Origin of the sequence: Enterococcus sp. 3G6_DIV0642 (assembly GCF_002140635.1) — a bacterium.
Taxonomy (GTDB): Bacteria; Bacillota; Bacilli; order Lactobacillales; family Enterococcaceae; genus Enterococcus_D; species Enterococcus_D casseliflavus.
This window is the reverse complement of sequence record NZ_NGLH01000001.1, coordinates 2,844,565-2,867,334: the sequence shown is the minus strand read 5'-3', so window position 1 is coordinate 2,867,334 and position 22,770 is coordinate 2,844,565. Positions and strand designations below refer to the sequence as shown.

19 protein-coding genes are annotated in these 22,770 nt (G+C 43.3%); 17 read left to right on the top strand and 2 right to left on the bottom strand.

All coding sequences use genetic code 11. The annotated features are described in order from the left end of the window. Positions 1–8 precede the first annotated feature (8 nt). The 6 genes from A5878_RS13800 to A5878_RS13775 all read left to right on the top strand — a co-directional run bounded on the left by A5878_RS13800 (position 9) and on the right by A5878_RS13775 (position 4,524). The gene (locus tag A5878_RS13800) at positions 9–515 is read left to right on the top strand and encodes a PTS sugar transporter subunit IIB (RefSeq protein WP_005228434.1); all 507 of its coding nucleotides are present in this window, start codon (positions 9–11) and stop codon (positions 513–515) included. A gap of 102 nt (positions 516–617) precedes the next feature. Beyond that, complete coding sequence (locus A5878_RS13795) at positions 618–1,493, top strand: hypothetical protein (protein WP_086295690.1); 876 nt, start codon at positions 618–620, stop codon at positions 1,491–1,493. Between the two features lie 24 nt (positions 1,494–1,517). Continuing rightward, positions 1,518–1,973: a PTS sugar transporter subunit IIA gene (locus tag A5878_RS13790; protein WP_005228436.1), complete on the top strand. Its 456-nt coding sequence runs from the start codon at positions 1,518–1,520 to the stop codon at positions 1,971–1,973. Positions 1,974–1,993: 20 nt separating this feature from the next. Continuing rightward, positions 1,994–3,091 carry a mannonate dehydratase gene (uxuA, locus tag A5878_RS13785; protein ID WP_060791451.1) on the top strand — a complete coding sequence of 366 codons (1,098 nt, stop codon included), beginning with the start codon at positions 1,994–1,996 and terminating at the stop codon, positions 3,089–3,091. Continuing rightward, the gene (locus A5878_RS13780; protein WP_060791450.1) at positions 3,088–3,705 is read left to right on the top strand and encodes a bifunctional 4-hydroxy-2-oxoglutarate aldolase/2-dehydro-3-deoxy-phosphogluconate aldolase; all 618 of its coding nucleotides are present in this window, start codon (positions 3,088–3,090) and stop codon (positions 3,703–3,705) included. The genes uxuA and A5878_RS13780 overlap by 4 nt, the downstream gene beginning before the upstream one ends. A gap of 96 nt (positions 3,706–3,801) precedes the next feature. Then, the gene (locus tag A5878_RS13775) at positions 3,802–4,524 is read left to right on the top strand and encodes an HAD family phosphatase (protein WP_060791449.1); all 723 of its coding nucleotides are present in this window, start codon (positions 3,802–3,804) and stop codon (positions 4,522–4,524) included. Between the two features lie 263 nt (positions 4,525–4,787). Here A5878_RS13775 and A5878_RS13770 read toward each other — a convergent pair whose 3' ends face one another. Further along, positions 4,788–5,582, bottom strand: coding sequence for an AraC family transcriptional regulator (locus A5878_RS13770; protein ID WP_005228440.1), 795 nt, complete (start codon positions 5,580–5,582; stop codon positions 4,788–4,790). Positions 5,583–5,848: 266 nt separating this feature from the next. Between A5878_RS13770 and A5878_RS13765 the strand changes: the two genes are divergently transcribed. The 4 genes from A5878_RS13765 to A5878_RS13750 all read left to right on the top strand — a co-directional run bounded on the left by A5878_RS13765 (position 5,849) and on the right by A5878_RS13750 (position 10,661). After that, entirely contained in the window at positions 5,849–7,465 is a 1,617-nt protein-coding gene (locus A5878_RS13765) for a glycoside hydrolase family 43 protein (RefSeq protein WP_060791448.1), read from the top strand. After that, on the top strand, positions 7,462–8,787 hold the full coding sequence (locus tag A5878_RS13760) for an ABC transporter substrate-binding protein (RefSeq protein WP_060791447.1): 1,326 nt from the start codon (positions 7,462–7,464) through the stop codon (positions 8,785–8,787). Before A5878_RS13765 ends, A5878_RS13760 begins: the two co-directional genes overlap by 4 nt. 128 nt (positions 8,788–8,915) lie before the next feature. After that, entirely contained in the window at positions 8,916–9,827 is a 912-nt protein-coding gene (locus A5878_RS13755; RefSeq protein WP_060791446.1) for a carbohydrate ABC transporter permease, read from the top strand. Continuing rightward, complete coding sequence (locus A5878_RS13750) at positions 9,828–10,661, top strand: carbohydrate ABC transporter permease (RefSeq protein ID WP_005228444.1); 834 nt, start codon at positions 9,828–9,830, stop codon at positions 10,659–10,661. It abuts the gene before it with no gap. A gap of 55 nt (positions 10,662–10,716) precedes the next feature. On the opposite strand, the gene A5878_RS13745 is transcribed toward A5878_RS13750, so the two are convergent. After that, on the bottom strand, positions 10,717–11,895 hold the full coding sequence (locus A5878_RS13745; protein ID WP_060791445.1) for an ROK family transcriptional regulator: 1,179 nt from the start codon (positions 11,893–11,895) through the stop codon (positions 10,717–10,719). A gap of 250 nt (positions 11,896–12,145) precedes the next feature. Between A5878_RS13745 and xylB the strand changes: the two genes are divergently transcribed. From xylB to A5878_RS13710, 7 genes are all read left to right on the top strand, one after another. Then, a complete protein-coding gene (gene xylB / locus A5878_RS13740) occupies positions 12,146–13,642 on the top strand; it encodes a xylulokinase (RefSeq protein WP_060791444.1) in 1,497 nt (498 codons plus the stop codon). A 117-nt stretch (positions 13,643–13,759) separates the two neighbouring features. Continuing rightward, positions 13,760–15,067 (top strand): xylose isomerase, encoded by a 1,308-nt coding sequence (xylA, locus tag A5878_RS13735; protein WP_008380597.1) that lies wholly within the window; start codon positions 13,760–13,762, stop codon positions 15,065–15,067. A 141-nt stretch (positions 15,068–15,208) separates the two neighbouring features. Beyond that, positions 15,209–16,675 (top strand): glycoside hydrolase family 1 protein, encoded by a 1,467-nt coding sequence (locus A5878_RS13730; protein WP_060791443.1) that lies wholly within the window; start codon positions 15,209–15,211, stop codon positions 16,673–16,675. Between the two features lie 36 nt (positions 16,676–16,711). Further along, the gene (locus tag A5878_RS13725; protein ID WP_086295689.1) at positions 16,712–18,118 is read left to right on the top strand and encodes a response regulator; all 1,407 of its coding nucleotides are present in this window, start codon (positions 16,712–16,714) and stop codon (positions 18,116–18,118) included. A gap of 361 nt (positions 18,119–18,479) precedes the next feature. Then, positions 18,480–19,310, top strand: a complete 831-nt coding sequence (licT, locus tag A5878_RS13720; RefSeq protein WP_010749938.1) for a BglG family transcription antiterminator LicT — start codon at positions 18,480–18,482, stop codon at positions 19,308–19,310. A gap of 111 nt (positions 19,311–19,421) precedes the next feature. Continuing rightward, positions 19,422–21,272: a beta-glucoside-specific PTS transporter subunit IIABC gene (locus tag A5878_RS13715; RefSeq protein ID WP_060791440.1), complete on the top strand. Its 1,851-nt coding sequence runs from the start codon at positions 19,422–19,424 to the stop codon at positions 21,270–21,272. Positions 21,273–21,282: 10 nt separating this feature from the next. Beyond that, positions 21,283–22,710, top strand: a complete 1,428-nt coding sequence (locus A5878_RS13710; protein ID WP_060791439.1) for a 6-phospho-beta-glucosidase — start codon at positions 21,283–21,285, stop codon at positions 22,708–22,710. The last annotated feature ends 60 nt before the right edge of the window (positions 22,711–22,770 follow it).

The following is a 22,770-nucleotide window of genomic DNA, read 5'->3' as shown; positions in this document are numbered from 1 at the left end:
TGGAAAAAATGGGTGTAGTAAATTTAGCACGAGTAGATGAACGATTGATCCATGGGCAGGTCATGATGACCTTGTCACAAAAAAGCGGAGTCAACTCGATTTTTGTAGTGGATGAGGTAGTAGCTAAGGATAAGTTCATGCGGGAATTATACAAAAATGCCGGTAGCCGCACAGGGCAAAAAACGATCGTCGTTACACCAGAAAAAGCCAAATTTTACTGGGATGAATACAACTTCAAAGATTACAACTGTATTTTGATCGCTAAAACTGTTAGTGTGATGTACGACTTAGTCAAACACGGCGTGCCAATGAAAGAATTGAACATAGGCGGTATCGCCCAAAAAGATCCCGAGAAAGATCTCTTAGTAACGAAATCTGTTTATTTAAATCAAGCTGATGCGCAAAAACTCAAAGAAATGAACGAAGCGTACGGTGTGGAATCAATCTATTTTCAAGCAACACCTTCTGCACCGAAATCAACGCTTAAAGATGTGTTGAAGCAGTTCAATTTGTAATCATTGAGCGAGTTCGTCATCTGTTGAAGAGGAAGGCGGAGGATTTTATAAAAATAGAGTTCCTCCTTCCTTGTCAGTAATTTGTGAATAGGAGAATTCGCCATGAATCAAACAGAAACATTTCGTGATTGGCTTTTTCGTTATCGGTATGTCTACCGATCGCGTTCCACGGATAAAAGCAAACAAATATTTTTGAAGGCACTCATCGCGGATATCATTCCATTTCGCAAAGACCTTCAGGTGATCGAGTATGATCACACGAAAAAAAACGCCTCACGCAATTTGTATGTTGGTGATCTGACCAAAGCAAAACGGATCATCTGCACATATTATGATACACCGCCAGAGCATTTCGGCGATTACCATTTTTTTGATCGGCAGGAGCAAGGTCGTAAAACAAATCAATTTATTCTGACTGCTTCAGCAGTGATGATTCTTTTAGGGTTGTTGGGGACTTGGCTTTATATCCACTTTGCCTCAGGGAGATTTCCCTTATTGTCTTGGCAAACAGCGCTTTTTGCTTCAGGGGTCGGTATTTATTTTCTGCTATTAAATCGCGTAAGCCGCGGGGCAGGATTTCAGCAAAATCTAACCCGCAATACCTCCTCTATCTTAGCGCTGCTGTCCCTAATCAGTCAAAACAGTCAAACAACGACGGCCTTCGCATTTCTTGATGAAGGAAGTTACGGAGAACGCGGGTTGGAAGTGTTACGTGATTCAGTAGGGCCGAATGCGAAGATTTATTATTTAGATTCTATCGGCGCCGATGCTCCGGTTCGAGCTATCGGCAAGCAATTCAATGAAGGGCAACTGCAGCAGCTGGCGATCGAACACAGTAGTGAAGCGATGGGCAGCATCAACTATCTGTTTTGTGCAGAAAAGCAGCAGGATCAGACGTATGTGTTGCCTAGAAAACAATTAAAGCAAAAAGAGCTGAATAGTAGGAATATGCAAAAAGTCCTTGCGTTATTTGGTTAGGAAGCGAAAAAGGAGGAACAACATTTGTTAGGAATCGTATTGGCAACTCACGGACAGCTGAGTACTGGTTTTAAAGATGCTGCAGAGGTGATCATGGGCAGTGTCGAAAATATTGCGGTCGTTAATTTGAACCACGGAGAGGATATTCAACTTCTGGGAAACAAAATCCATGAAGCGATCCACGAAACAGATCAAGGGGACGGTGTAGTGGTGTTTGCTGATCTATTGAGTGCGAGTCCCTACAATCAGTCGGTTGTAACGATCAATCAATTAGAAGAACCTCTTCAGGAAAAGACGTATGTGATCGGCGGAGTGAATCTGCCGATGGTATTAGAAGCGATCAATCACCAATTTTTGGCAACACCGATTGAACAGGCGGTGGCAGCAGTGATCCAGCAAGGAGAAAATAGTGTAGCGCTTTGGCACAATTCTTCAGCAGGTGATAGTAGCGAAGAAACTGATGAGGACGATGATTTTTAAAAACGAAAGGATGACAGCAAATGCAATGGGGGTTTCGATGGTACGGGGAAGGGGATACGATCCCGTTAACGAATATTCGACAAATTCCAGGAATGCACGGCATTGTAGGAACACTTCTGAATAAAATGCCCGGAGATGTCTGGGAGATTTCCGAAATCAACGCACTAAAAGCATCAATTGAAAAAGAGCATCTTTCGCTATTAGGGATTGAGAGTGTGGCGATCCACGATGCGATCAAAGCTGGAACAGAGGAACGGGATCACTACATCGATCAATATATTCAAACGATTCGGAATTTAGCAGCTTGTGATGTACATATGATCTGCTATAGCTTCAAACCAATCTTCGGCTGGGCCAAAACAAATCTATTTTATCAAAACGAGGATGGCAGCTTCTCCTTGCTCTATGATCAAGCCGTTGTGGATGATATGGAACCTAGTGAGATGTATACGCTGATCCATAGCCAATCAAAAGGCTTTCAATTGCCAGGTTGGGAAGAAGAACGACTGAAAAAGTTCCAGCGTTTGATGGCAACTTATGAAGGGGTCACTCAAGAGATCCTCTTTGATAACTTAAGCTATTTCTTAAAGCGGATCATTCCTGTGTGTGAAGAAGTAGATGTGAAAATGGCGATCCATCCCGACGATCCACCTTGGGAAATTTTTGGCTTGCCACGAATCACCAAAAATTTAGAGGACTTGAAAAAAATCATGGCCATCGTGGATTCGCCATATAATGGGGTAACGTTGTGCACCGGTTCGTTAGGTGCCGATCCAGAAAACGACATGGTGAAGATCGTTCATGCCTTAAAAGGACGCATCAACTTTGTTCATTTCCGCAATGTGTTGTTTATGGGGGAACGTAAATTTAAAGAGTCCGCCCATCTGTCCACCGAAGGATCATTAGATATGTATGCCATCATGAAAGCCTTGGTTGAGGTCGGTTTTGATGGCGTCATCCGTCCAGATCACGGGCGGACGATCTGGGGGGAAGTGGCGATGCCAGGCTATGGTCTATATGATCGCGCGATTGGGATCAGTTATCTTCAAGGGCTTCATGAAGCCGTCTTGAAAGAGCAAATGCAATCGAAGGAAACGAAGGGAGGAAAGAGTGTATGACACTCGATGAACAATTGGCAAAAACAAGGGTATTGCCTCTTTACACTGCAACGGATCTTACCTATTTGCCAGTAGTAGAATCACTGTTGATCGAACATGAACTACCCTTTATTGAAGTGACCTTCCGCAGTGACCTTGCTTTAGCAGCGATTGAAAAACTCTCTCAATCAGGTAAATTGATCGTAGGCGCAGGCACGGTGCGCACCTTAGAACAAGCGAAAGCAGCAGTTGAGAAAGGGGCGCGCTTTATTGTTTCCCCTGCTCTTGTACCAGATGTGGTGGAATTTTGTCTTGCCAAAAACATTCCAGTGTTTCCAGGAACAGCTACCCCAAATGACATTCAACGAGCAGCGGCTTATGGCTTATCAGTTGTGAAATTTTTCCCCGCGGATATCTACGGGGGCTTGCCGGCGATCAAAGCCCTCAGCGGTCCATTTTATGATATTCGATTTGTCCCAACTGGCGGAATCAACCTCGAAAATATGCAAGACTATTTATCTGATCCGCAAGTGCTAGCAGTTGGCGGCTCCTTCATTCTTTCAGAATCATTAGTAAAAGAAGGTCGGGAAAAGGCTGACAGCCATTTGGCGCATGTAAAATCATTGCTAAGTTGAGCAGTCAGCTGTAAATAAACAAGGTGAAGCAATGGGGGCCAAAGGATTTTGGTACCATTGCTTTTTTATTCGCAGAAAAGTAAAGGAGGCTATAGGATGAAAAAGATAAAACTGGTGATTTTTGATATGGACGGTTTGATGTTTGAAACAGGTCGTCTAGCTTACCGCGCTTATTTAAGAGCCGCGGAGGAATATGATTTTGAAGTTTGCCAAGAAGTTTATTATTACCTGACTGGCAGAACGGAAGCAGATATTCGTAAAGGGATGCAGGAACTTTATGGCAGTACGGTACCAACGAATCGGTGGCGAGCAGCGATGAATCGTCAGAAAGAAGTGATTTTAGCTGAAGAAAAACGGGTATTTAAAAAGCCCGGCCTTCTTGAACTGTTGGAAGCATTAAAAAAACAAGATTGCTTGATAGCCGTGGCATCCTCTTCATCGAAAGAAAAAATCAAGGCGTACTTTGAAATGGAACAGATGCCAGATTGGTTTGATACGGTGGTTTCTGGGGATCAAGTGCGAAAGGGCAAACCTGATCCAGAAATCTTTCTAACAGCCTGCCAACAATTAGGCGTAAAGCCTGAAGAAGCCTTGGTATTAGAAGATTCTCTAGCTGGCATAAAAGCCGCAAAACAAGCCGAGATCCCAGCTTTTCTGATTGCGGATGATTTGAGTACTTTGCCAGTCAAGAAAAATGGGAAGTATCCTTTGCTTAAACAGCCAAAACTTGAGCAAGAAGTAGCTGCACAGGTGAAAACATTTTCTGATCTGACGAAAGTCAAAGACTGGCTCGTCGTGAATCATTTTTCTTGGGATTGATCGATATTCCAAGAAGTATCAACAAAGCAAAAGGGTATGAAGCAAGAAAGTACGGTGTTTTAAAACAGGCATAGTTTTGTGGAATCAGTAAAACAACAAAGGTTCATTTTTGCAATTGGTTTTTTCCTGCTCATTTCTCTATGAAGAAGGGGAAGTTAGAGCGTTTTTCACTAGTTTCTAGGAATGAGGCAAAAGGCTGACTAGAAAAACGAGTAAGATTGTAGCAGCTCACTTTACAGCTAAGTGAAGCTGCTTTTTTTACGCTATTCCTTCAGCAACGAAAAATGAGCATTGTGTTTTAAACGGTATTCTTTTGGCGTCAGTGAGGTCAATGCTTTGAAATTTCGATTGAAGGTTCGCACATTTTGAAAGCCTGCTTGTTCTGCTACTTCCGTAATCGGCAAGAGACTATGGGTCAGCAAAAAAGAGGCATGGCGTATTCTTGCTTGATTCAAAAGCCGAGGAAAGGTGCTTTTCAATTTATCGGTGATCATTCTGGAAACGTAGACGCTGCTATAACCGATACTGCTGCTTAGTTTTTCGAGCGTCAGTTCTTCTTTGAAATGGGATTCGATGTAAACAAGTAGCTGGATAAGGATATCCTCTTGATTTTTGGCTGGTAATAAAGTCGTTTGGTGTTCAAAAAGGTAAAGGACTTGATACAGTGCCGATTTTCGTAAATAGAGGGAATCCGTTTCAAATAAAGGATAGTAGAGCTGCTTGGCAACAGATGAATCAATGGTGATCACCGGATCTGACAAAGCGAAATCTTTCGTTTTGGCGTAAAAATCTGGAATATACTCAGGTGAAAACACAAGAATATGCAATTGTGATTCCTTAGGGGTTTCAATGGCATGAGTCTGATAAGGCATGACTAATAACACTTGGCCTGTCGTAAGGACATAGGGACTTTCTTCGATTTTGACAACCGCTTCGCCATCACTACAAAAAAGCAATTCAAAGGAACGATGAAAATGTTCCATGTAATTAAGCGAGTAGGGATGGTAACTGGAAACGCCTAGGTATTCGCCGAAATGGTATTCTTCTAAAATGGTCACGCGATCTATCCTCCATTTTTTGTCTATCGATGTGTGGAAATCGTCCTGTGAATGATAGCGATTTCATTCTATAATTATGACAGTTCAGCTGAAGAAAGTAAATAGAACAATGATTAGTGAATATTTTTAAAATGAGCTGCAGCAGCAAGTTTCTTTTTTTTGTTAGGTATATTAGTAAAGAAAACTTACTAACTGGATGAAGCTCATTCTTACTGACACTCAGTTGAATCACAAAATGCCAAAAAGGGAAAGAGGAGGAAATTTTTTTGATTACCAATCCAATACTAACAGGCTTTCATCCAGACCCGAGTATTTGTCGTGCAGGAGAAGATTATTACATTGCTACGTCGACCTTTGAATGGTTTCCAGGTGTGCGCATCTTCCATTCGAAGGATTTGAAGAACTGGCGCTTGATCAGTACACCAGTCAATCGTGTCAGTCAGTTGAATATGCTAGGAAACCCTGATTCCGGGGGCGTTTGGGCGCCAAACTTAAGTTATAGTGATGGTCGTTTTTGGTTGATTTATTCAGATGTCAAAACACAATCTAATAGTTGGAAAGATGTGAACAATTATTTGATCACCTGTGAAACCATTGATGGGGATTGGTCAGAACCAATTTATATGAATTCTTCTGGTTTCGATCCCTCGTTATTTCATGACGACGACGGCAAAAAATATTTTCTGAACATGGTTTGGGATTATCGCCCGACAAACCATTCCTTTTACGGGATCGCTCTCCAAGAGTTTGATTGGCAAGCCAAGAAATTGGTGGGGCAGCCCAAAATAATCTTCAAAGGAACAGAGCGCAAATTGACGGAAGCACCGGTTATGTATAAAGTGAACGGCTATTATTATTTATTGACGGCAGAAGGCGGCACCAAGTTTGAACATGCAAGTACCATCGCTCGTGGGACACACATCGAAGGGCCTTATGAAGTTCATCCTCAAAACCCTCTGATCAGTTCATGGAGACAGCCAGAGATCCCGCTACAAAAAGCTGGTCATGGTTCATTTGTGAAAACGCAGACTGATGAATGGTATTTTGTTCACTTAACAGGGCGAGCGCTGAAGTATCCAGAAACGCCCCTCTTAGAAAATCGCGGCTATTGCCCGCTCGGACGAGAAACAGCGATCCAGTCTGTTTATTGGGAAAATGATTGGCCGTATATCACAGGCGGAAACTTTCCAAAAGAGGAAGTCCCACAGCCACAGCTGCCCGAACATCCGTGGGAAACAGAATCAGGCTTTGATGATTTTGAAGAGGCGTCGTTGGCACCAGTGTTTCAAACCTTGCGGATTCCTTTTTCTGAGGAAATCGGTAGTTTGACCGCACGACCAGGGTACTTGCGCTTGTATGGGCGAGAGTCGTTCAATTCCTTGTTCCATCAAGCACTGGTGGCAAGAAGATGGAGCGATTTTCGTTTCGAAGCAACGACTGCCGTCGAATTTTCACCGACCTCGTTTCTACAGTTAGCAGGCATGACGAATTACTACAATACACAAAACTGGTCGGCAATCTACATCACTCATGATGAGACGAAAGGCAGAATCATCACTGTATTGACAAGCGAAAAGGGCCAACTGAAGAGTCAAAAAGCACCAGAAGTTGTGATACCAGCCGATGTACAAACAGTCTACTTCAAAACGATCGTTAATTATGCCCACTATCAATACGCGTACTCGTTTGATCAAAAAGAGTGGCAGGTCATCGATCAGCTATTTGACAGCTTGCAATTGTCTGACGACTATGTAGCAGAACATTACGGTGGGTTCTTTACAGGGGCTTTTGTAGGGATGTTTGCGATCGATACGACCGGCAATCGTTTGGCGGCTGATTTTGATTCATTTGACTATCAAAAAATCGAGGAGGAAGAAAGATGAAAAATTGGAAACGGGTCTTACAAACAGTGTCATTGGCGGGCTTAGCAGCTTTTATGCTTAGTGGCTGCGGGAATGGTTCTGGAAACAGCAGCTCAGATAATAGCGCAACGGGAAGTAGTGGCAAGGATGAACTTGTGGTTTGGACCTTTACTTCAGAATTATCAACGATGATCAATGATTACTATTTGCCGGCGCATGACGACTTGGCCTATGACATTCGGATCGTGGAGATTCCTTCTGACCAATTCGAGACCAAGCTCGATCCGATTATCGGTTCCAAAGATGCACCAGATGTGATTGCTTTAGAATCTGCCTTTGTCAAAAAATATGTGGAATCAGGCATGATGGCAGACCTTGGTTCACTGGGGCTTGATGAAGCCGCGGCAGATACGTATCAATATGTCAAAGACGTAGGGACTTCAAAAGACGGGGTTCTTCATGCCTTGGCTTGGCAAGCTGCTCCTGGCGGGTTTTATTACCGAGCATCGATGGCAGAAGAGCTGCTAGGAATCGATGATCCAGCGGCTGCGCAAGCGGCATTGTCAGACTACGACAAGTTCTATGAGCAAGCCAAAGCAGTCAAAGAAAAAAGTGGTGGAACCACCTATATGATCTCTAGTGTCCAAGATTTGGCAAAGCCTTTTTATGGTCAACGCGAACATGGCTGGGTTGAAGACGGCAAATTAGTGATCGACGACAGTTTGTATGACTTGTTGGATGTATCACGAAAATTTGTAGAAGAAGGCCTGACACAAGATACAGAAGGACAATCAGAAGCTTGGTTTGCTGGAATGAATGGCGACAATGTATTCGGTTATAGTTTGCCGACATGGGGACTGCACTATTGGTTAAAACCAAATGCGACAGCTGCCGATAACTCCAGCTCAACAGAAGGCGACTGGCGCATGATCCAAGGACCTTCGTCGTGGTTCTGGGGCGGCACATGGATCGGTGCTACGGCAAATTCTGAGATGCAAGAAGAAGCTGCGCAATTGGTGGCTTACTTGACCACAGATCAAGCATTTTTAAAACAATGGGCCGAAGATACCGGTGATTTTGTATCGAATGAGCGAGTCGTTGAAGAAATTAAAGGCGAATATCAAGAGGAATTTTTAGGCGGTCAAAACCACTATGCAGAATTTGCCGATATGGTTCAAGACATCAACGCGAAAATTCTGACCGAGTATGACCAGACGATTGAAACCCTCTTTACGGATAGTTGTTTGACACCATATTCAAAAGGTGAAGTGGATCAGGAAACGGCGATCCAAAACTTTAAAGATGCGGTCGTCAATGCTTATCCAGATGTTCAAGTAGATTAGGTGTTGTTGAAACCGACACCGAAGACGGGGTCGGTTTCAACCTTTTCTAGGTACTATGCGCTGCTCAAATGGCTTGTCTTTACAGGCAGAAGTTGGCAGTAGAAGAAATAAATATCAGGGGGATTACGATGCAGAATAAGAGAAGATTTGAACAGTATCATCGCTATGGGCTATTATTTATCGCACCATTTTTTCTAGCATTCTTGGTTTTTCAGCTTTATCCAATTCTCTATACGATTTACCTAAGCTTTACGGATCTAAAAGGGTGGAATCCAGCTGCCAATCTTGTCGGACTGGATAACTATTTTGCGATTTTTCGCAACCCGTTATTTTTAAAATCAATCAGCAATACATTTATTTTGTGGGGCGTAAACTTTGTCCCTCAAATTGGCATGGCTCTGTTGCTGGCGGCATGGTTTACCAATATCAAGTTGCGCTTGCGGGGGAAAGGCTTCTTCAAAGTCGTTTTTTACTTACCCAACATCATTACTGCCGCTTCAGTAGCAATCTTATTTTTCGTTTTGTTCAGTTTTCCGTTAGGTCCGATCAACCTAGTCTTGCAGCATTTCGGTGTTTTGGACCAGCCCTATGACTTTTTCCGTAGTGAAACGGGCACTCGGCTGATCGTTTCCTTTATCCAATTTTGGATGTGGTATGGTCAGACAACGATCGTTTTGGTTTCGGGCATTTTGAGCATTGATGATGCTCTTTTTGAATCAGCAATGGTCGATGGAGCCAATGATGGTCAAATTTTCCGCAAGATCACGCTGCCTTTGTTAAAACCAATCTTGCTTTATACATTGGTGACGTCTTTGATTGGCGGCTTGCAAATGTTCGACATTCCTTTTTTGCTGACAAACGGCAATCCCAACAATAGTGTCTTAACGATCACGATGTTTATCTACAACCAAGCCTTTACCGGGAGTCGGAATTTCAACGTTGCCGCAACCGCGTCGGTGCTATTATTGGTACTTTCGATCGTATTAAGCACGTTATTGTTTCAATTTTTCAAAGAAAACAGCAAAGTGGGGCGAAAATAAATGGAAAATAGCTATCGAGCAAAACGATTGTTGATCTATGTCTTTTTGGTGTTGCTGACCATCTTAAGTATTCTGCCGTTTTGGGTCGTCTTAGTCAATGCGACCCGTTCAGCAGAACAGATCCAGCAAGGGCTGTCCTTGTGGCCTGGCGGTAATCTCCAATACAACTGGTCCGTCTTAATGGGCAGAGGCTTCAATGTTTTCAATGGATTTAAAAATAGTTTCTTGATTGCGGCTGGCGCTACCGTTCTCAATGTATATTTTTCGGCATTGACAGCTTATGGCGTGATCGCCTATGAGTTTCGTGGCAAGAAAGTCCTGTTTGCTGTCATTCTTGGGCTGATCATGATTCCTCAGCAAATTAGCATGATCGGTTTTTATCAATTTATGAATCGCTTAGGGCTCTTAAATAATTTTCTGCCATTGATTTTACCAGCGATCGCATCACCTGCTACCGTTTTTTTCTTAAAGCAATACTTAGAAACGATCTATCATCCTGATTTGGCAGATTCTGCTCGTTTGGACGGAGCCGGCGAAATCAAAATTTTCCATCGCATCATGTTGCCCTTGATGAAACCGGGCTTAGCCACCATGGCGATTTTCTCGTTCGTGACCTCGTGGAATAATTTCTTAATGCCCTTGATCTTGATCAACGATACGGAAAAGTATACGTTGCCGATGCTGGTCCAATTGCTGAAAACTGATGTTTACCGTACTGAATTTGGCAGTATGTATCTAGGGATTTCATTAAGTATTATTCCTTTGCTACTGATTTACCTGTTTCTATCGAAATACATCGTGGGCGGTGTGACGGCTGGCGGAATCAAAGGATAGCGATACCCTTTTACCAAAAGAAAACGCTGGACTGAGTTTTCAGTCCAGCGTTCATTTAACGGATCGCACGGGAGAGATCAAGTGCCGCAAAGCGCAAATCGTTGATATTCAAGAAATGTTTCGCGACTAAAACGTTACCGCCAAACAGCGGGGCTTGATCGCCTAATCGGCTGTTTTTGATCTTCGTGTTTTTGGTGAACTGGCTGGTCAATTTTTGTTGCAGCGCCAGTAATAAATCAGGAATTTTGCGATAGACCGAGCTGTTGATATAGACTTCTTCGGGATCAGAAAAAGTGATGACATTGTTTAGCCCAATACTAAGAAACTCAACATTTTGTTGCGCCAATTCGACTGCTGATTTTTCTCCGGCATGATAGGCTTGTGCAAAGGTATCCGAATTAACGAACGCTGTTTTTGTATAGTGACTGTAGGTGTCAAACAAGACTTTGTTCGACGCATATTGCTCTAAGCAGCCTCGATTGCCGCAAGGGCACAAGTTGCCGTGAGGAAAGAGCGTAGAATGGCCAACTTCCCCCGCCATGCCGTGAGTACCGGTTTGTAGCTGCCCATCAACGATGATTCCGACACCGATCCCACTATGGACGCTGACGCTCAGTAAATTCGTGGAATCAGAAGAAAAACAGTACTCGCCTAAAGCCGTCAGATTGGCTTCGTTTTCTATATAGACCGCCGTATTGTATTTTTGGCTCAAAGGGGCGATCAAATCAAAGTGTTCCAAGTCGTAGTAGGGGGCAAAGGTGACCGTCTGATTATGAACGATGCCGTGGATCGCCAAACAGATTCCTACTAATCCATGAGTGGTTTGCGGCATTTGCGGCCAAAACTCTATCATCATGGAATCGATCGTCGCTAGTACATTTTCTTTGGTGATCAATTCATGGGAATGGTCGGCAGAGGCGATCATCTCGCCATTGATATAAGAGAGCATCCCTCTAACATAGTTATAGCCGATGTCAAAGGTAACAGCTAAGCTGCTACGGTGATTGAATTGCAATTGAATCGGTTTGCGACCACCGATCGAAGTGGAATCACCAATGCCGACTTCGCGCACGAAGTCCGTGTCGATCAGTTTTTTGGTTATTTGAGAAACAGACGCTTTATTGAGATGGGTCAAATTTGACACTTCCGCTCGTGACACATTTTCATTGTCAATGATCGTCTTCAATACAGCCGCTTCATTTTGTTCGCGTATGCCCATTTTATTGATAATCATGTGTACTCCTCTTCGTAGATGTGATTAGTGTTAGTTTACCGTGCAAATTAATATTGTGCAAGCTGAAGAATAAAGAAAAGACGAAGAATGTAGGAGCAGCAGTTTGAGAAGGAAAAACCATGAAAGATTCGTTGAAAGCGCTTGACAGGAATGCGAGAATCGTTTACTATTCGATTAGTTAGTTTTGAATGCTAATTAACCGTTTGAGAGTCAATGGTTAACTGCTTCAAACAGAGGAAGGAGAGAAGAGATGGCTTATTTTTTAGGGTTGGATCTGGGAACAAGTGCGTTAAAAGGCTTAGTTTTTGATCAAACCGGGGAACTCCAAGGAACAGCAAGTGCTGACTATCCATTGTCATCCCCTAGACCGGGGTTCAGTGAGCAAGAGCCGGTGCATTGGCAAGAGGCGGCAGATAAGGTGATCAAAACCTTGATCCAGCAGCTTCCAACGCTGCAAAAGGAATTGATCGGCGTCAGCTTTTCTGGGCAAATGCATAGTCTTGTTTTATTGGATGAAGAAAACCGAGTCATTCGTCCGGCAATATTATGGAATGACGTTCGGACCACCAAACAATGCCAAGCGATCATGGCATCCTTTGGAGAGGAAATAAAAGCAATCACCAAGAATGTTGCTTTGGAAGGGTTCACTTTACCAAAAATTTTATGGGTCCAAGAACACGAGCCTGAACATTGGCAACAAGTTCGTCACATGATGCTGCCAAAAGACTACTTGGCTTTTTGGCTGACTGGGAACTATTCGATGGATTATTCCGATGCAGCGGGTACGTTACTGCTGGATATCGAAAAGAAGTGCTGGTCTGAAGCCATTCTAGAAAAATTCGCAATCGCATCGGATTTACTGCCGCCGCTTTTTGAATCAGCAGCGCCTGTGGGGCAAATGCGAAAAGAGCTGCAAGAAGCCTTTGGGTTTGAACAAGAGGTGACGATCTATGCAGGTGGCGCAGACAATGCCTGTGCTGCATTAGGTTCAGGGATCATCGCCGAAGGTGTCGGCATGGTGTCGATTGGCACGAGCGGTGTGTTCTTATCCTTTGAAGAAGCGCAAGAGGTTGATTATCAAGGAGATCTACACCTTTTCCGACATGCGATCAAAGACAAGTTGTATTCAATGGGGGTCACGTTAGCCGCTGGAAATTCCTTAAGCTGGTATCGTGATACGTTTGCCCCCAACCAATCGTTTCAGGAATTGCTTTCAGCGATCAGTGAGGTAAACCCAGGGGCAGAAGGCCTGCTGTTTACGCCTTATATCGTGGGTGAACGCACCCCGCATACCGACAGCCAAATCAGGGGTAGTTTTATCGGCATCGACACACGGCATCGCGAAAAGCATTTCAGTCGTGCGGTCTTAGAAGGGATCACCTTCTCTTTGAAAGATTCCCAAATGATCATGGAAGAACGGGCACAGCGGAAATTCACCCAGATCGTTTCTGTGGGGGGCGGTGCGAAAAATGCCGAATGGCTGCAAATGCAAGCCGATATTTTTAATGCAGAAATGCTGAGTTTGTCTACTGAGCAAGGTCCAGGTATGGGTGCAGCAATGCTAGCAGCAATCGGCAGCGGCATTTATCCAGATGCAACTGCTTGTGTTAACGCCTTTGTCAAATACGGCAAGGCCATTGCACCAATTCCTGAAAATGTCGCCAAATACCAAGAAATTTATGCGATCTACCGGACCGTCTACCAACAAACCGCACCTATCTGCCATGCATTGGCGCAAATCGAGTAGCGTAATGGCAGCAGGCAATCTACCTGATCAAAGCGAGGAATCGTTTTTGGTTCTAAATGATTGGAAACAAGTAAGTTAGTTTATTACACTAAAAAACATAAAATGGAGGCAACAACAATGACTTATTTCCCAGAGATCGAAAAAATCCGCTACGAAGGTCCTAAAACAGACAATATGTTTGCATTTCGCCACTACGATGCCGAAGAAGTTGTTTTAGGCAAGAAAATGAAAGATCATCTACGTTTTGCAATCGCCTATTGGCATACGATGACGCAAGACGGCTCTGATCCTTTCGGCGCACCCGTCAACAAACGGACGTGGATTGGTGACACCGAAATGGAAACGGCGAAAAATCGAGTAGAAGCCTTCTTCGAGATTTGCGAAAAATTAGGGGCAGAGTTCTTCTGTTTCCATGATGTTGACGTGGCACCTGCAGGAGAAACGTTAGAAGAATTTTTCCAAAACTTAGACGAAATCACCGATTTAATCAAAGAAAAAATGGAACAAACGGGAATCAAACTATTATGGAACACAGCAAATATGTTCTCACATCCTCGTTTCAATAACGGCGCTGCTTCCACCAATAATGCGGAAGTTTATGCGTATGCGGCAGCCCAAGTCAAAAAAGGCTTAGACATCTCGAAAAAATTAGGCGGCGAAAACTATGTCTTCTGGGGTGGTCGTGAAGGCTATGAAACCTTGTTGAACACAGACATGAAATTTGAACAAGACAACATCGCCCGTCTATTCAAAATGGCGATCGCTTATGGCGAAAAAATCGGTCATAAACCGCAGTTCTTATTAGAGCCGAAACCAAAAGAACCATCAAAACATCAATATGATTTTGATGCAGCGACAACGATGGCCTTCATTCAGCACTACGGCTTAGAAGGAGATTTCAAATTAAACCTAGAAGCCAATCATGCAACATTAGCTGGCCATACCTTTGAACATGAAATCGCCGTTGCCCGTAGCTATAACGCATTAGGCTCACTGGATGCCAACCAAGGAGATATGCTGTTAGGGTGGGATACGGATGAATTCCCAACCAACGTCTTTGACTCCACACTCGCTTTATACGAAGTCTTAGAAAACGGCGGCATCGCACCGGGAGGAATCAATTTCGATTCTAAAGTCCGTCGTTCGTCATTTGAAATGGAAGATCTGTTGTTAGCCCACATCGCTGGTATGGATACGTATGCCCGAGCGTTGAAAGCAGCAGCGAAACTAAAAGAAGACCGCTTCTTAGACGAGTTGAAGGAAAAACGGTATGCCTCTTTCCAAGAAGGCATCGGAGCGAAGATCGTTGCTGATGAGGAAAACTTAGAAACACTGACAGATTACGCATTGGCGCATGATCAAATCGAATTAGAATCCAGCCACATTGAATATGTGAAATCTCGTTTGAATGATTACCTGTTTTAATAAGAAACGACTGTCGTTCTGAGGAGCGGCAGTTTTTTCACCTAAAAAATATCTTTTGGCAATTGTTACGAATCAACCAAATTATGATACGATAAAATGTAACCGATTTATTTCGGTTTAGGAAATGAAGGAGGCAACTTGATGTTTCACACAAACTTAGATCCTTTCCCAGAAAACTTCTTATGGGGGGCAGCTTCGGCGGCCTATCAAATTGAAGGAGCATGGGCAGAAGACGGCAAAGGTCCGTCGATTTGGGACACCTATGCCCAAATTCCTGGCAATACTTTTGAGGAAACCAACGGCAAAGTGGCGATCGATCACTACCATCGGTACAAAGAAGATGTTGCCTTGATGAAGCAAATGGGCTTGAAAGCCTATCGCTTCAGCGTGGCGTGGTCGCGAATCTTGCCTGATGGCGAAGGCGCGGTCAATGAAGCGGGTGTGGCGTTTTACGAAAAGCTGGTGGATGAATTGCTTCGGCAAGGAGTAGAGCCGATTTTGACGCTGTATCATTGGGACCTTCCCCAGGCTTTGCAAGACAAATACCAAGGATGGGAAGGCCGAGAAACAGCAGAAGCATTTGAACGGTATTGCCGGATCCTTTTTGAACGCCTAGGAAAGAAAGTCACCTATTGGGTCACCATGAATGAACAAAATGTCTTCACTTCTCTTGGGTACCGTTGGGCGGCACATCCGCCGGGCTTGAAGGACTTAAAACGGATGTATGCAGCCAATCATATCATCAACCTTGCTAATGCTAAGGCGATCAATTTGTTCCATGAGCTGGTTCCTCAGGGCAAGATCGGTCCAAGTTTTGGCTATGGACCGATGTATCCGTTTAGCTGTGACCCAGAAGATGTGCTAGCAGCAGAAAATGGCGAAGCCTTCAACAACGCATGGTTTTTAGATGTCTATTGCAAAGGCGAATACCCGAAATTTGTGTACAAGCAATTAGCCAAAGTTGGCTTGGCTCCTGAAGTCACTCCAGAAGATCAAGCACTATTAAAACAGGCAAAACCTGATTTCTTAGGAATCAATTACTATCACGGTGGGACGGCCCAGCAAAACAATTTGCAAAAGCAGTCAGCTGAAAAGAAAGAATTTTCTAAAGTCGATCCGTATTTGATGCAAGCGGCAGCTGGTGAGTTCTCACCCGAAGAAACCATGTTTGCGACAGCAGAAAATCCTCACTTGAAAAAAACAGATTGGGGCTGGGAGATCGATCCCGTTGGTTTCCGTGTAGCCTTGCGGCGCATCCAAGCCAATTATGACTTGCCGATTTTTATTACTGAAAATGGGTTAGGCGCTATCGATCAATTGACAGAAGACAAACAGATCCATGACCCATACCGCATCACCTATTTGCAGGAACATCTGGTGGAACTGCAAAAGGCCATCACGGATGGGGTTGAGCTGATCGGCTATTGTGCTTGGTCCTTTACAGATCTACTGAGTTGGTTGAATGGATACAAAAAACGCTATGGGTTTGTTTATGTCGATCGCGACAATCAAAGCGAACGTCAGTTGGCGCGCATCCCGAAAGATAGTTTTTATTGGTATCAAGAGGTGATTCGCACCAACGGGGCAAGTTTGACAAGTGAAACATGATGTAACGAAGGAGTAGCTGAAAATGGAGGTTGGAAAATGCGTAAAGTGTTGATCGTTGACGATGAAGCATCGATCCGAAATGGACTGCCTCTGATCATCGATTGGGAACGTCTGGGGTATCAAATCGTCGGGTCGGCGGAAAACGGCGAAGCTGGCTTGGCAATGATCCACGAATTGAAGCCAGACGTTGTGATCGCTGATATCCGTATGCCGGGAAAAAATGGTCTTGAGATGGTGCAAGCAGCATCGGAGGAAGGGCTTTTGTTTTTTGCCATTATTTTATCCGGCTACTCAGATTTTGATTATGCCAAACAAGCGTTGCAACTGGGCGCTGTGACCTATTTGCTGAAACCAGTTGACGAAGAAGAGCTGATCGGTATTTTGACGAAAATCGATCAAAAAGCCAAGACCGATCAGCAGAAAAATCAGAAGAGTCAGTTGATGGAGAAATTGTTTGGCGGGGATCAAACGGGAATCAAAGACGCACAAGCCATCAAGCTATTGCGTCTTTCCGAGGAGGCAGATGCCCAAAAGCTGGTTGAGAAATTGCAGGAGCAAGTGGCGCAAGTCGTCACCTTGATCCATCGACATCATCGGTATTTGGTTCTGTTAAACGAGGAGCGCTTTCCCGACGAGGCGATCGATGCGTGGTGCCGTAAAAAAATGGCTCACCAAGAAATCTTGATCTCCCGCTGGTTTGCGGCGCAAGATAACTTGAAGCCATTGATGATCGATATCCAGACATTAAGTAAATTGATTTTCTTATTTCCCAATCAAGTCATTTCTCACCATGTTTTGGATACGACGCAAGAAGCAGAAGAACGAAGTGATTTGCGTGAAGAATTAGTTAAGGCGATTTTGGCAAACGATCCGTTAGAACAGCCGTTATCCCGCTATTATCAAACCTTTTATCATTCATTGGCATTGGAAGAAGAGATCAAATGGCAAATCAATGGTGACATCGAATGGCTGCAGCATCAAATCAGTGAAAAAGTAGCCTTAGCAATCGAATGGTCGACAGACGAAGTGCATCAGCAGATTTTTCTCGCCCAGACGTTTCCAATGCTGCAAGACGTGATCACCGCAAAACTAACAGACTTGCAAGCAACCGTCGCCAGCAGTTTGAACCAAATCGATATCATTGCAGAATTGATCCAATACACGAAAAAGCATTATCAAGAAGATTTGACCTTGAAAAAAATCGGGGAACGTTTCAATTACAATAGTGCCTATCTAGGCAAGAAGTTTCGCAAAGAAACTGGGAAAAATTATTTGGCGTTCTTGGATGAAGTACGAATGGAAAAAGCGGTGGAAATCTTGCGTCATTCCAATCTAATGGTCTACGAAGTTGCTGAATTGGTGGGCTACAGCAATGTTGATTATTTCTACAAAAAGTTCAAACAATACCATCAGGTTTCACCGAATGAGTTTCGGAAAACATAAGAAAATTCGCTGATACATGAGCAGCTATTTTTCAGGAAAACAGTCCATCGCATAGGCAATGAAAAGAGAAATTTGTGAAAAGAAAAAGCGGCATTACAGGTTCGCATGGCGGCAGCAAGAGACAACACGTCTTTTTTGTCGCCATTTTTTTGAATAATCTCGTCAGAAGCTCATACAAGAAAATGCTTTAAAAAAGCTATTGACGTCGTTTTCATTTTGAAGTATAGTAAGTGCATCGGATCGTTACTGATAATGCAGGCGTGACCACAGGTATGAGATTTTCTCCATTCGTTTATTTTGGAAAAAGATCATAGCTAGTTGGTGACGTTATTTTTTTGTTTTATTTTAGGAGGTGTTGACCATGGAAATCGTCAAAGTATTTAATAATAATGCTTCATTAGTCCTGAACGACAATCACCAAGAAGAAGTTGTGATGGGGAGTGGCATCGGCTTTGGTTTGAAGCCAGGCGACACTGTCGATCAAAAGAAAATAGAAAAGCGATTCATCATTAACGACCAAAAAAGCATTGCAGATTTGGAACAGCTGCTTAAACGGATTGAATATCGTGATCTGCAACTGGCCAGCGATATTTTAAAATTGTTTGAGGAAGCGTTTCAATGCGAAAGCAATCCTGCACTGCTAGTGGCACTTGCAGACCATATCGGTTTTGCTCTGACGAGAGCAAGAGAAGGGATGAAAATTCAAACACCCCTAGAATGGGAATTAAAGCAGGTGTACCCGAAAGAATATGAAATTGGTCTTCAAGCGGTTGAGCTGATGCAAAAGCGAACACATCTGAATATTCCGCAAGATGAGGCTGCTTTTATTACGCTGCATTTCGTGAATTTTTTAGGCGATAACAACGGAATGGAAGAAACAATGCTGATTTCCAAAGTCATGAAAGATATTTTGACGATCATCAATTATCATTATGGCAAAGAATTCAGACAAGACTCTATTTATTTTTCCCGATTCATCACTCACATTCGCTACTTTGTTAAACGACAGATGAGCAATGAGCTACCAGCTCAACCAGCGTCTAGTTTATTAGATGTGATTCAACTGAAATATCCGTTGGATTATGAGTGTGCTATGAAAATCAAGCAATTTCTGGAAAATAGGTATCAGTGGGAAATCACTGAAGATGAAGTGTTGTATTTAACCTTACATTTAAATCGATTGGCATCTTAACGGATCGTTACTGATAAAGCAGGCGTGACCTAGAGTGAGCACTCAAACGAGTCTTTTGTTTGAGGTGTCTTCTAGATCACGCTTTTTATTATACGCAAAAGGAGAATAACTATGAAATTTGAAAACGAAAGTGCCGCGATCATTCGCTTGATCGGTGGTGAAAAAAATATCGACAGCTTGGTTCATTGTGCAACGAGATTGCGTTTTGGCTTGAAGGATGACGCCAAGGCCAATAAAGGGGAACTTCAAAAACTGCCCTATGTGATGTCTGTTGTACAAAGCGGAGGACAATATCAAGTCGTAATCGGCAGCAATGTATCAGATTACTATGCGACGATCTCAGCTATGGCTGGGTTATCAGATCAAGAAACAGGTTCTTCGAAAAAAACAGGTTTTAATTTGAACGCCGTATTTGAAATTATCTCAGGTGCTTTTTCTCCTTTAATTCCTGCTCTAGCAGGTTCGGGGATGCTAAAAGCACTGCTGACGGTTTTGACCCAATTTAATTGGTTATCAGCAGAATCTTCTACTTATGTCATTTTGAGTGCTGCGAGTAATGCAATATTTTATTTTTTACCGATTTTCTTAGGGATCACGTTGTCGAAAAGATTAGGTGCCAACATGTACGTTGGCGGCGTGATTGGTGCAGCATTGTTGGAACCTCAGTTTACTGGGTTGATTGGCGTGGAAAATACAAATTTCTTGGGGATACCAGTTCAAGCCGTGGACTATGCCACAACCCTATTTCCGATTTTTGCGGCTATTTTTATTTATCAATTTGTAGATAAATTTTTGAAAAAGATTATTTATAAAGACATTCAATTGTTTGCCGTACCAATGCTTAGTTTGATGATCATGATTCCATTGACCGTTATCCTTTTTGGTCCATTCGGCACCTTTTTCGGGGATCTTTTATCAGGAAGTGTAATGTGGTTATTTGAAAAAAGCCGGATCCTTTCAGGCATCGTTTTAGGCGGCGGGATGACCTTCATGGTTATGTTTGGTTTGCACTGGGGCTTTACACCTGTAACGTTAGATAATCTGACAAGATTAGGTGGAGACCCTATTGAAGGAATGGCATTGGCCGCTGTTTTTGCTCAAATCGGGATTGCAGTTGGCTTCTTCTTACGAGCGAAAAAACATTCGAAAATGCGGGCTTTGGCAGGCCCAGTTGCCTTGACTGGCTTCTTTGCCGGCGTGACAGAGCCCATCGTCTATGGGATTATTCTTCGTTACAAAAGACTTTTGCCGATCGTAGCTATTTCCGGTGGTTTAGGCGGAGCAGTGTTAGGCGCTTTTGGTGTGACGATGAATGCGTATGTTTTCCATAATATTTTTTCCTTGCCTGTTTACAGTCCTTTGGTGGGTTATCTGATCGGAATCACCGTTTCATTGTTGTCAGGAGCTTTACTGGCTTATTTCTTCGGCGTGAAGGAAAGTGAACTAACAGAATTTGAAGCAGAGCCTGAATCAGAGGTAGAAAGTATCTTAACCAATGCAGCAACTCCGATTTATTCACCGGTAAAAGGACAAGTGATGCCTTTAGCAGAAGTGGAAGACGATGTCTTCGCCAGCGGAATCGCTGGACAAGGAATTGCGGTCATCCCCGATGAAGGAATCATTCGGGCACCTTTTGCAGGTACTGTTGTTGCTGTTTTCCCTTCTAAGCATGCGATTGGTATTAAATCTGATCAAGGGGTTGAATTATTGATCCACGTCGGATTGAATACCGTGAATCTAAATGGTGAGTTTTTTGATGTTAACGTCGAAAATGGTGCGACAATTGCACGAGGAGATCGTTTGTTGACCTTTGACCGGCAGGCGATTCTGGATAAAGGCTATCAATTATCGACACCCGTGATCGTTACAAATTGTGGGCCAGATACAGTAATCGAGTACGAAACAACGGCCGGAACAATTGAAGCAGAAGGGATTCTGTTTACCGTAAACAACGAAGGATAGGAGTTTGAAAATGAAAGAAAACTTTTTATGGGGCGGTGCGATCTCCGCTCATCAAGTGGAAGGTGCTTGGCAAGAAGGCGGGAAAGGGATCAGTATTGCCGATGTGATGACAGCAGGAACGAAAGATCGGCCTCGGAAAATTACCAACACAATCTTGCCTGAGGAATATTACCCGAATCATGAAGGCATTGATTTTTACCATCGTTACCCGGAAGATATCAAACTTTTTGCGGAAATGGGTTTCAAAGCTTTGCGAATCAGTATCGCATGGACACGAATTTTTCCTTTAGGAGATGAACAACTACCGAACGAAGAAGGGCTGTATTTTTACGATCAGGTCTTTGACGAGATGCAAAAATATGGAATAGAACCTGTTGTGACGTTGTCTCATTTCGAGATGCCCTATCATTTAGTTGAAACCTATGGGGCTTGGCGCAACAGAAAGATGATCGGATTTTTTGAACGTTTTGCGCAAACTGTAATGGAACGCTACAAAGAAAAAGTGCGGTATTGGCTAACATTTAACGAGATCAACAATCAGCGGATCATCGATAATCCAATTTACAGTTTTACCAATTCTGGTGTGATCTTTGACGAGGATGAGGAGAAACTAGCAGGCATGTACCAAGCCGCTCACTATCAGTTTGTTGCTTCAGCTCGGGTCGTCACAGCTGCGAAAAAAATCAATCCTGAGTTTCAAATTGGCTGCTGTTTAGCTGCCACACCTAATTACCCGCTGACTTCTGATCCTCGTGATCAATTGTTAGCACAACAAGAAGATAATAATCAACTCTATTTCACAGATGTACATGTCCGTGGACACTACCCAAAAAGAATACTCAATGAATGGCAGAAAAAAGGGTACACGATCGATGTGACAGAAGCCGATCTTGATGATTTGGCAAACGGCACCGTTGATTATATCGGTATTACTTATTATTTAAGCAATACAGTATCTACCCGCTCAGATGCAAACTATCTACATGATCCTTTGTTGGGCAGCAGTGTGCTAACAACGAATCCTTATGCAACGATGACGGAATGGGGCTGGACGATTGACCACATGGGATTGCGCTATATGCTGAATCTCTTGCAGGACCGTTATGAACTGCCGATTTTTATTGTGGAAAATGGCTTTGGTTTTAATGACCAAATGACAGAAACCGGCATTCATGATCCCGAACGGATTGACTATTTAGCTGAACACATCAAACAAATGATGCTTGCCATCGAGGAAGACGGCATTGATGTGATTGGGTATACAGCATGGGGCTGTATTGATCTCATCTCATTTACTACAGGTGAAATGCGAAAAAGATATGGGTTCATCTATGTAGACCGTGACAATGAAGGGAATGGTTCGTTTGATCGAATCAAGAAAGATTCTTTTGATTGGTATAAGGAAGTCATTGCTTCAAATGGAGCAATGCTGAAATAAAAAAGAAGTATCCTATTGCCTATCGGAGACAGAAAAAAGCTAATTTTTATAGTAAGAAAG

Coding starts and splice junctions, on each gene's coding strand:
- A5878_RS13750 (WP_005228444.1), top strand. CDS start 9,828: ATGGAAAATAGCTATCGAGCAAAACGATTGTTGATCTATGTCTTTTTG.
- A5878_RS13730 (WP_060791443.1), top strand. CDS start 15,209: ATGTTTCACACAAACTTAGATCCTTTCCCAGAAAACTTCTTATGGGGG.
- A5878_RS13745 (WP_060791445.1), bottom strand. CDS start 11,895: ATGATTATCAATAAAATGGGCATACGCGAACAAAATGAAGCGGCTGTA.
- A5878_RS13725 (WP_086295689.1), top strand. CDS start 16,712: ATGCGTAAAGTGTTGATCGTTGACGATGAAGCATCGATCCGAAATGGA.
- A5878_RS13760 (WP_060791447.1), top strand. CDS start 7,462: ATGAAAAATTGGAAACGGGTCTTACAAACAGTGTCATTGGCGGGCTTA.
- uxuA (WP_060791451.1), top strand. CDS start 1,994: ATGCAATGGGGGTTTCGATGGTACGGGGAAGGGGATACGATCCCGTTA.
- A5878_RS13800 (WP_005228434.1), top strand. CDS start 9: ATGGGTGTAGTAAATTTAGCACGAGTAGATGAACGATTGATCCATGGG.
- xylA (WP_008380597.1), top strand. CDS start 13,760: ATGACTTATTTCCCAGAGATCGAAAAAATCCGCTACGAAGGTCCTAAA.
- licT (WP_010749938.1), top strand. CDS start 18,480: ATGGAAATCGTCAAAGTATTTAATAATAATGCTTCATTAGTCCTGAAC.
- A5878_RS13795 (WP_086295690.1), top strand. CDS start 618: ATGAATCAAACAGAAACATTTCGTGATTGGCTTTTTCGTTATCGGTAT.
- A5878_RS13780 (WP_060791450.1), top strand. CDS start 3,088: ATGACACTCGATGAACAATTGGCAAAAACAAGGGTATTGCCTCTTTAC.
- A5878_RS13775 (WP_060791449.1), top strand. CDS start 3,802: ATGAAAAAGATAAAACTGGTGATTTTTGATATGGACGGTTTGATGTTT.
- A5878_RS13755 (WP_060791446.1), top strand. CDS start 8,916: ATGCAGAATAAGAGAAGATTTGAACAGTATCATCGCTATGGGCTATTA.
- xylB (WP_060791444.1), top strand. CDS start 12,146: ATGGCTTATTTTTTAGGGTTGGATCTGGGAACAAGTGCGTTAAAAGGC.
- A5878_RS13715 (WP_060791440.1), top strand. CDS start 19,422: ATGAAATTTGAAAACGAAAGTGCCGCGATCATTCGCTTGATCGGTGGT.
- A5878_RS13710 (WP_060791439.1), top strand. CDS start 21,283: ATGAAAGAAAACTTTTTATGGGGCGGTGCGATCTCCGCTCATCAAGTG.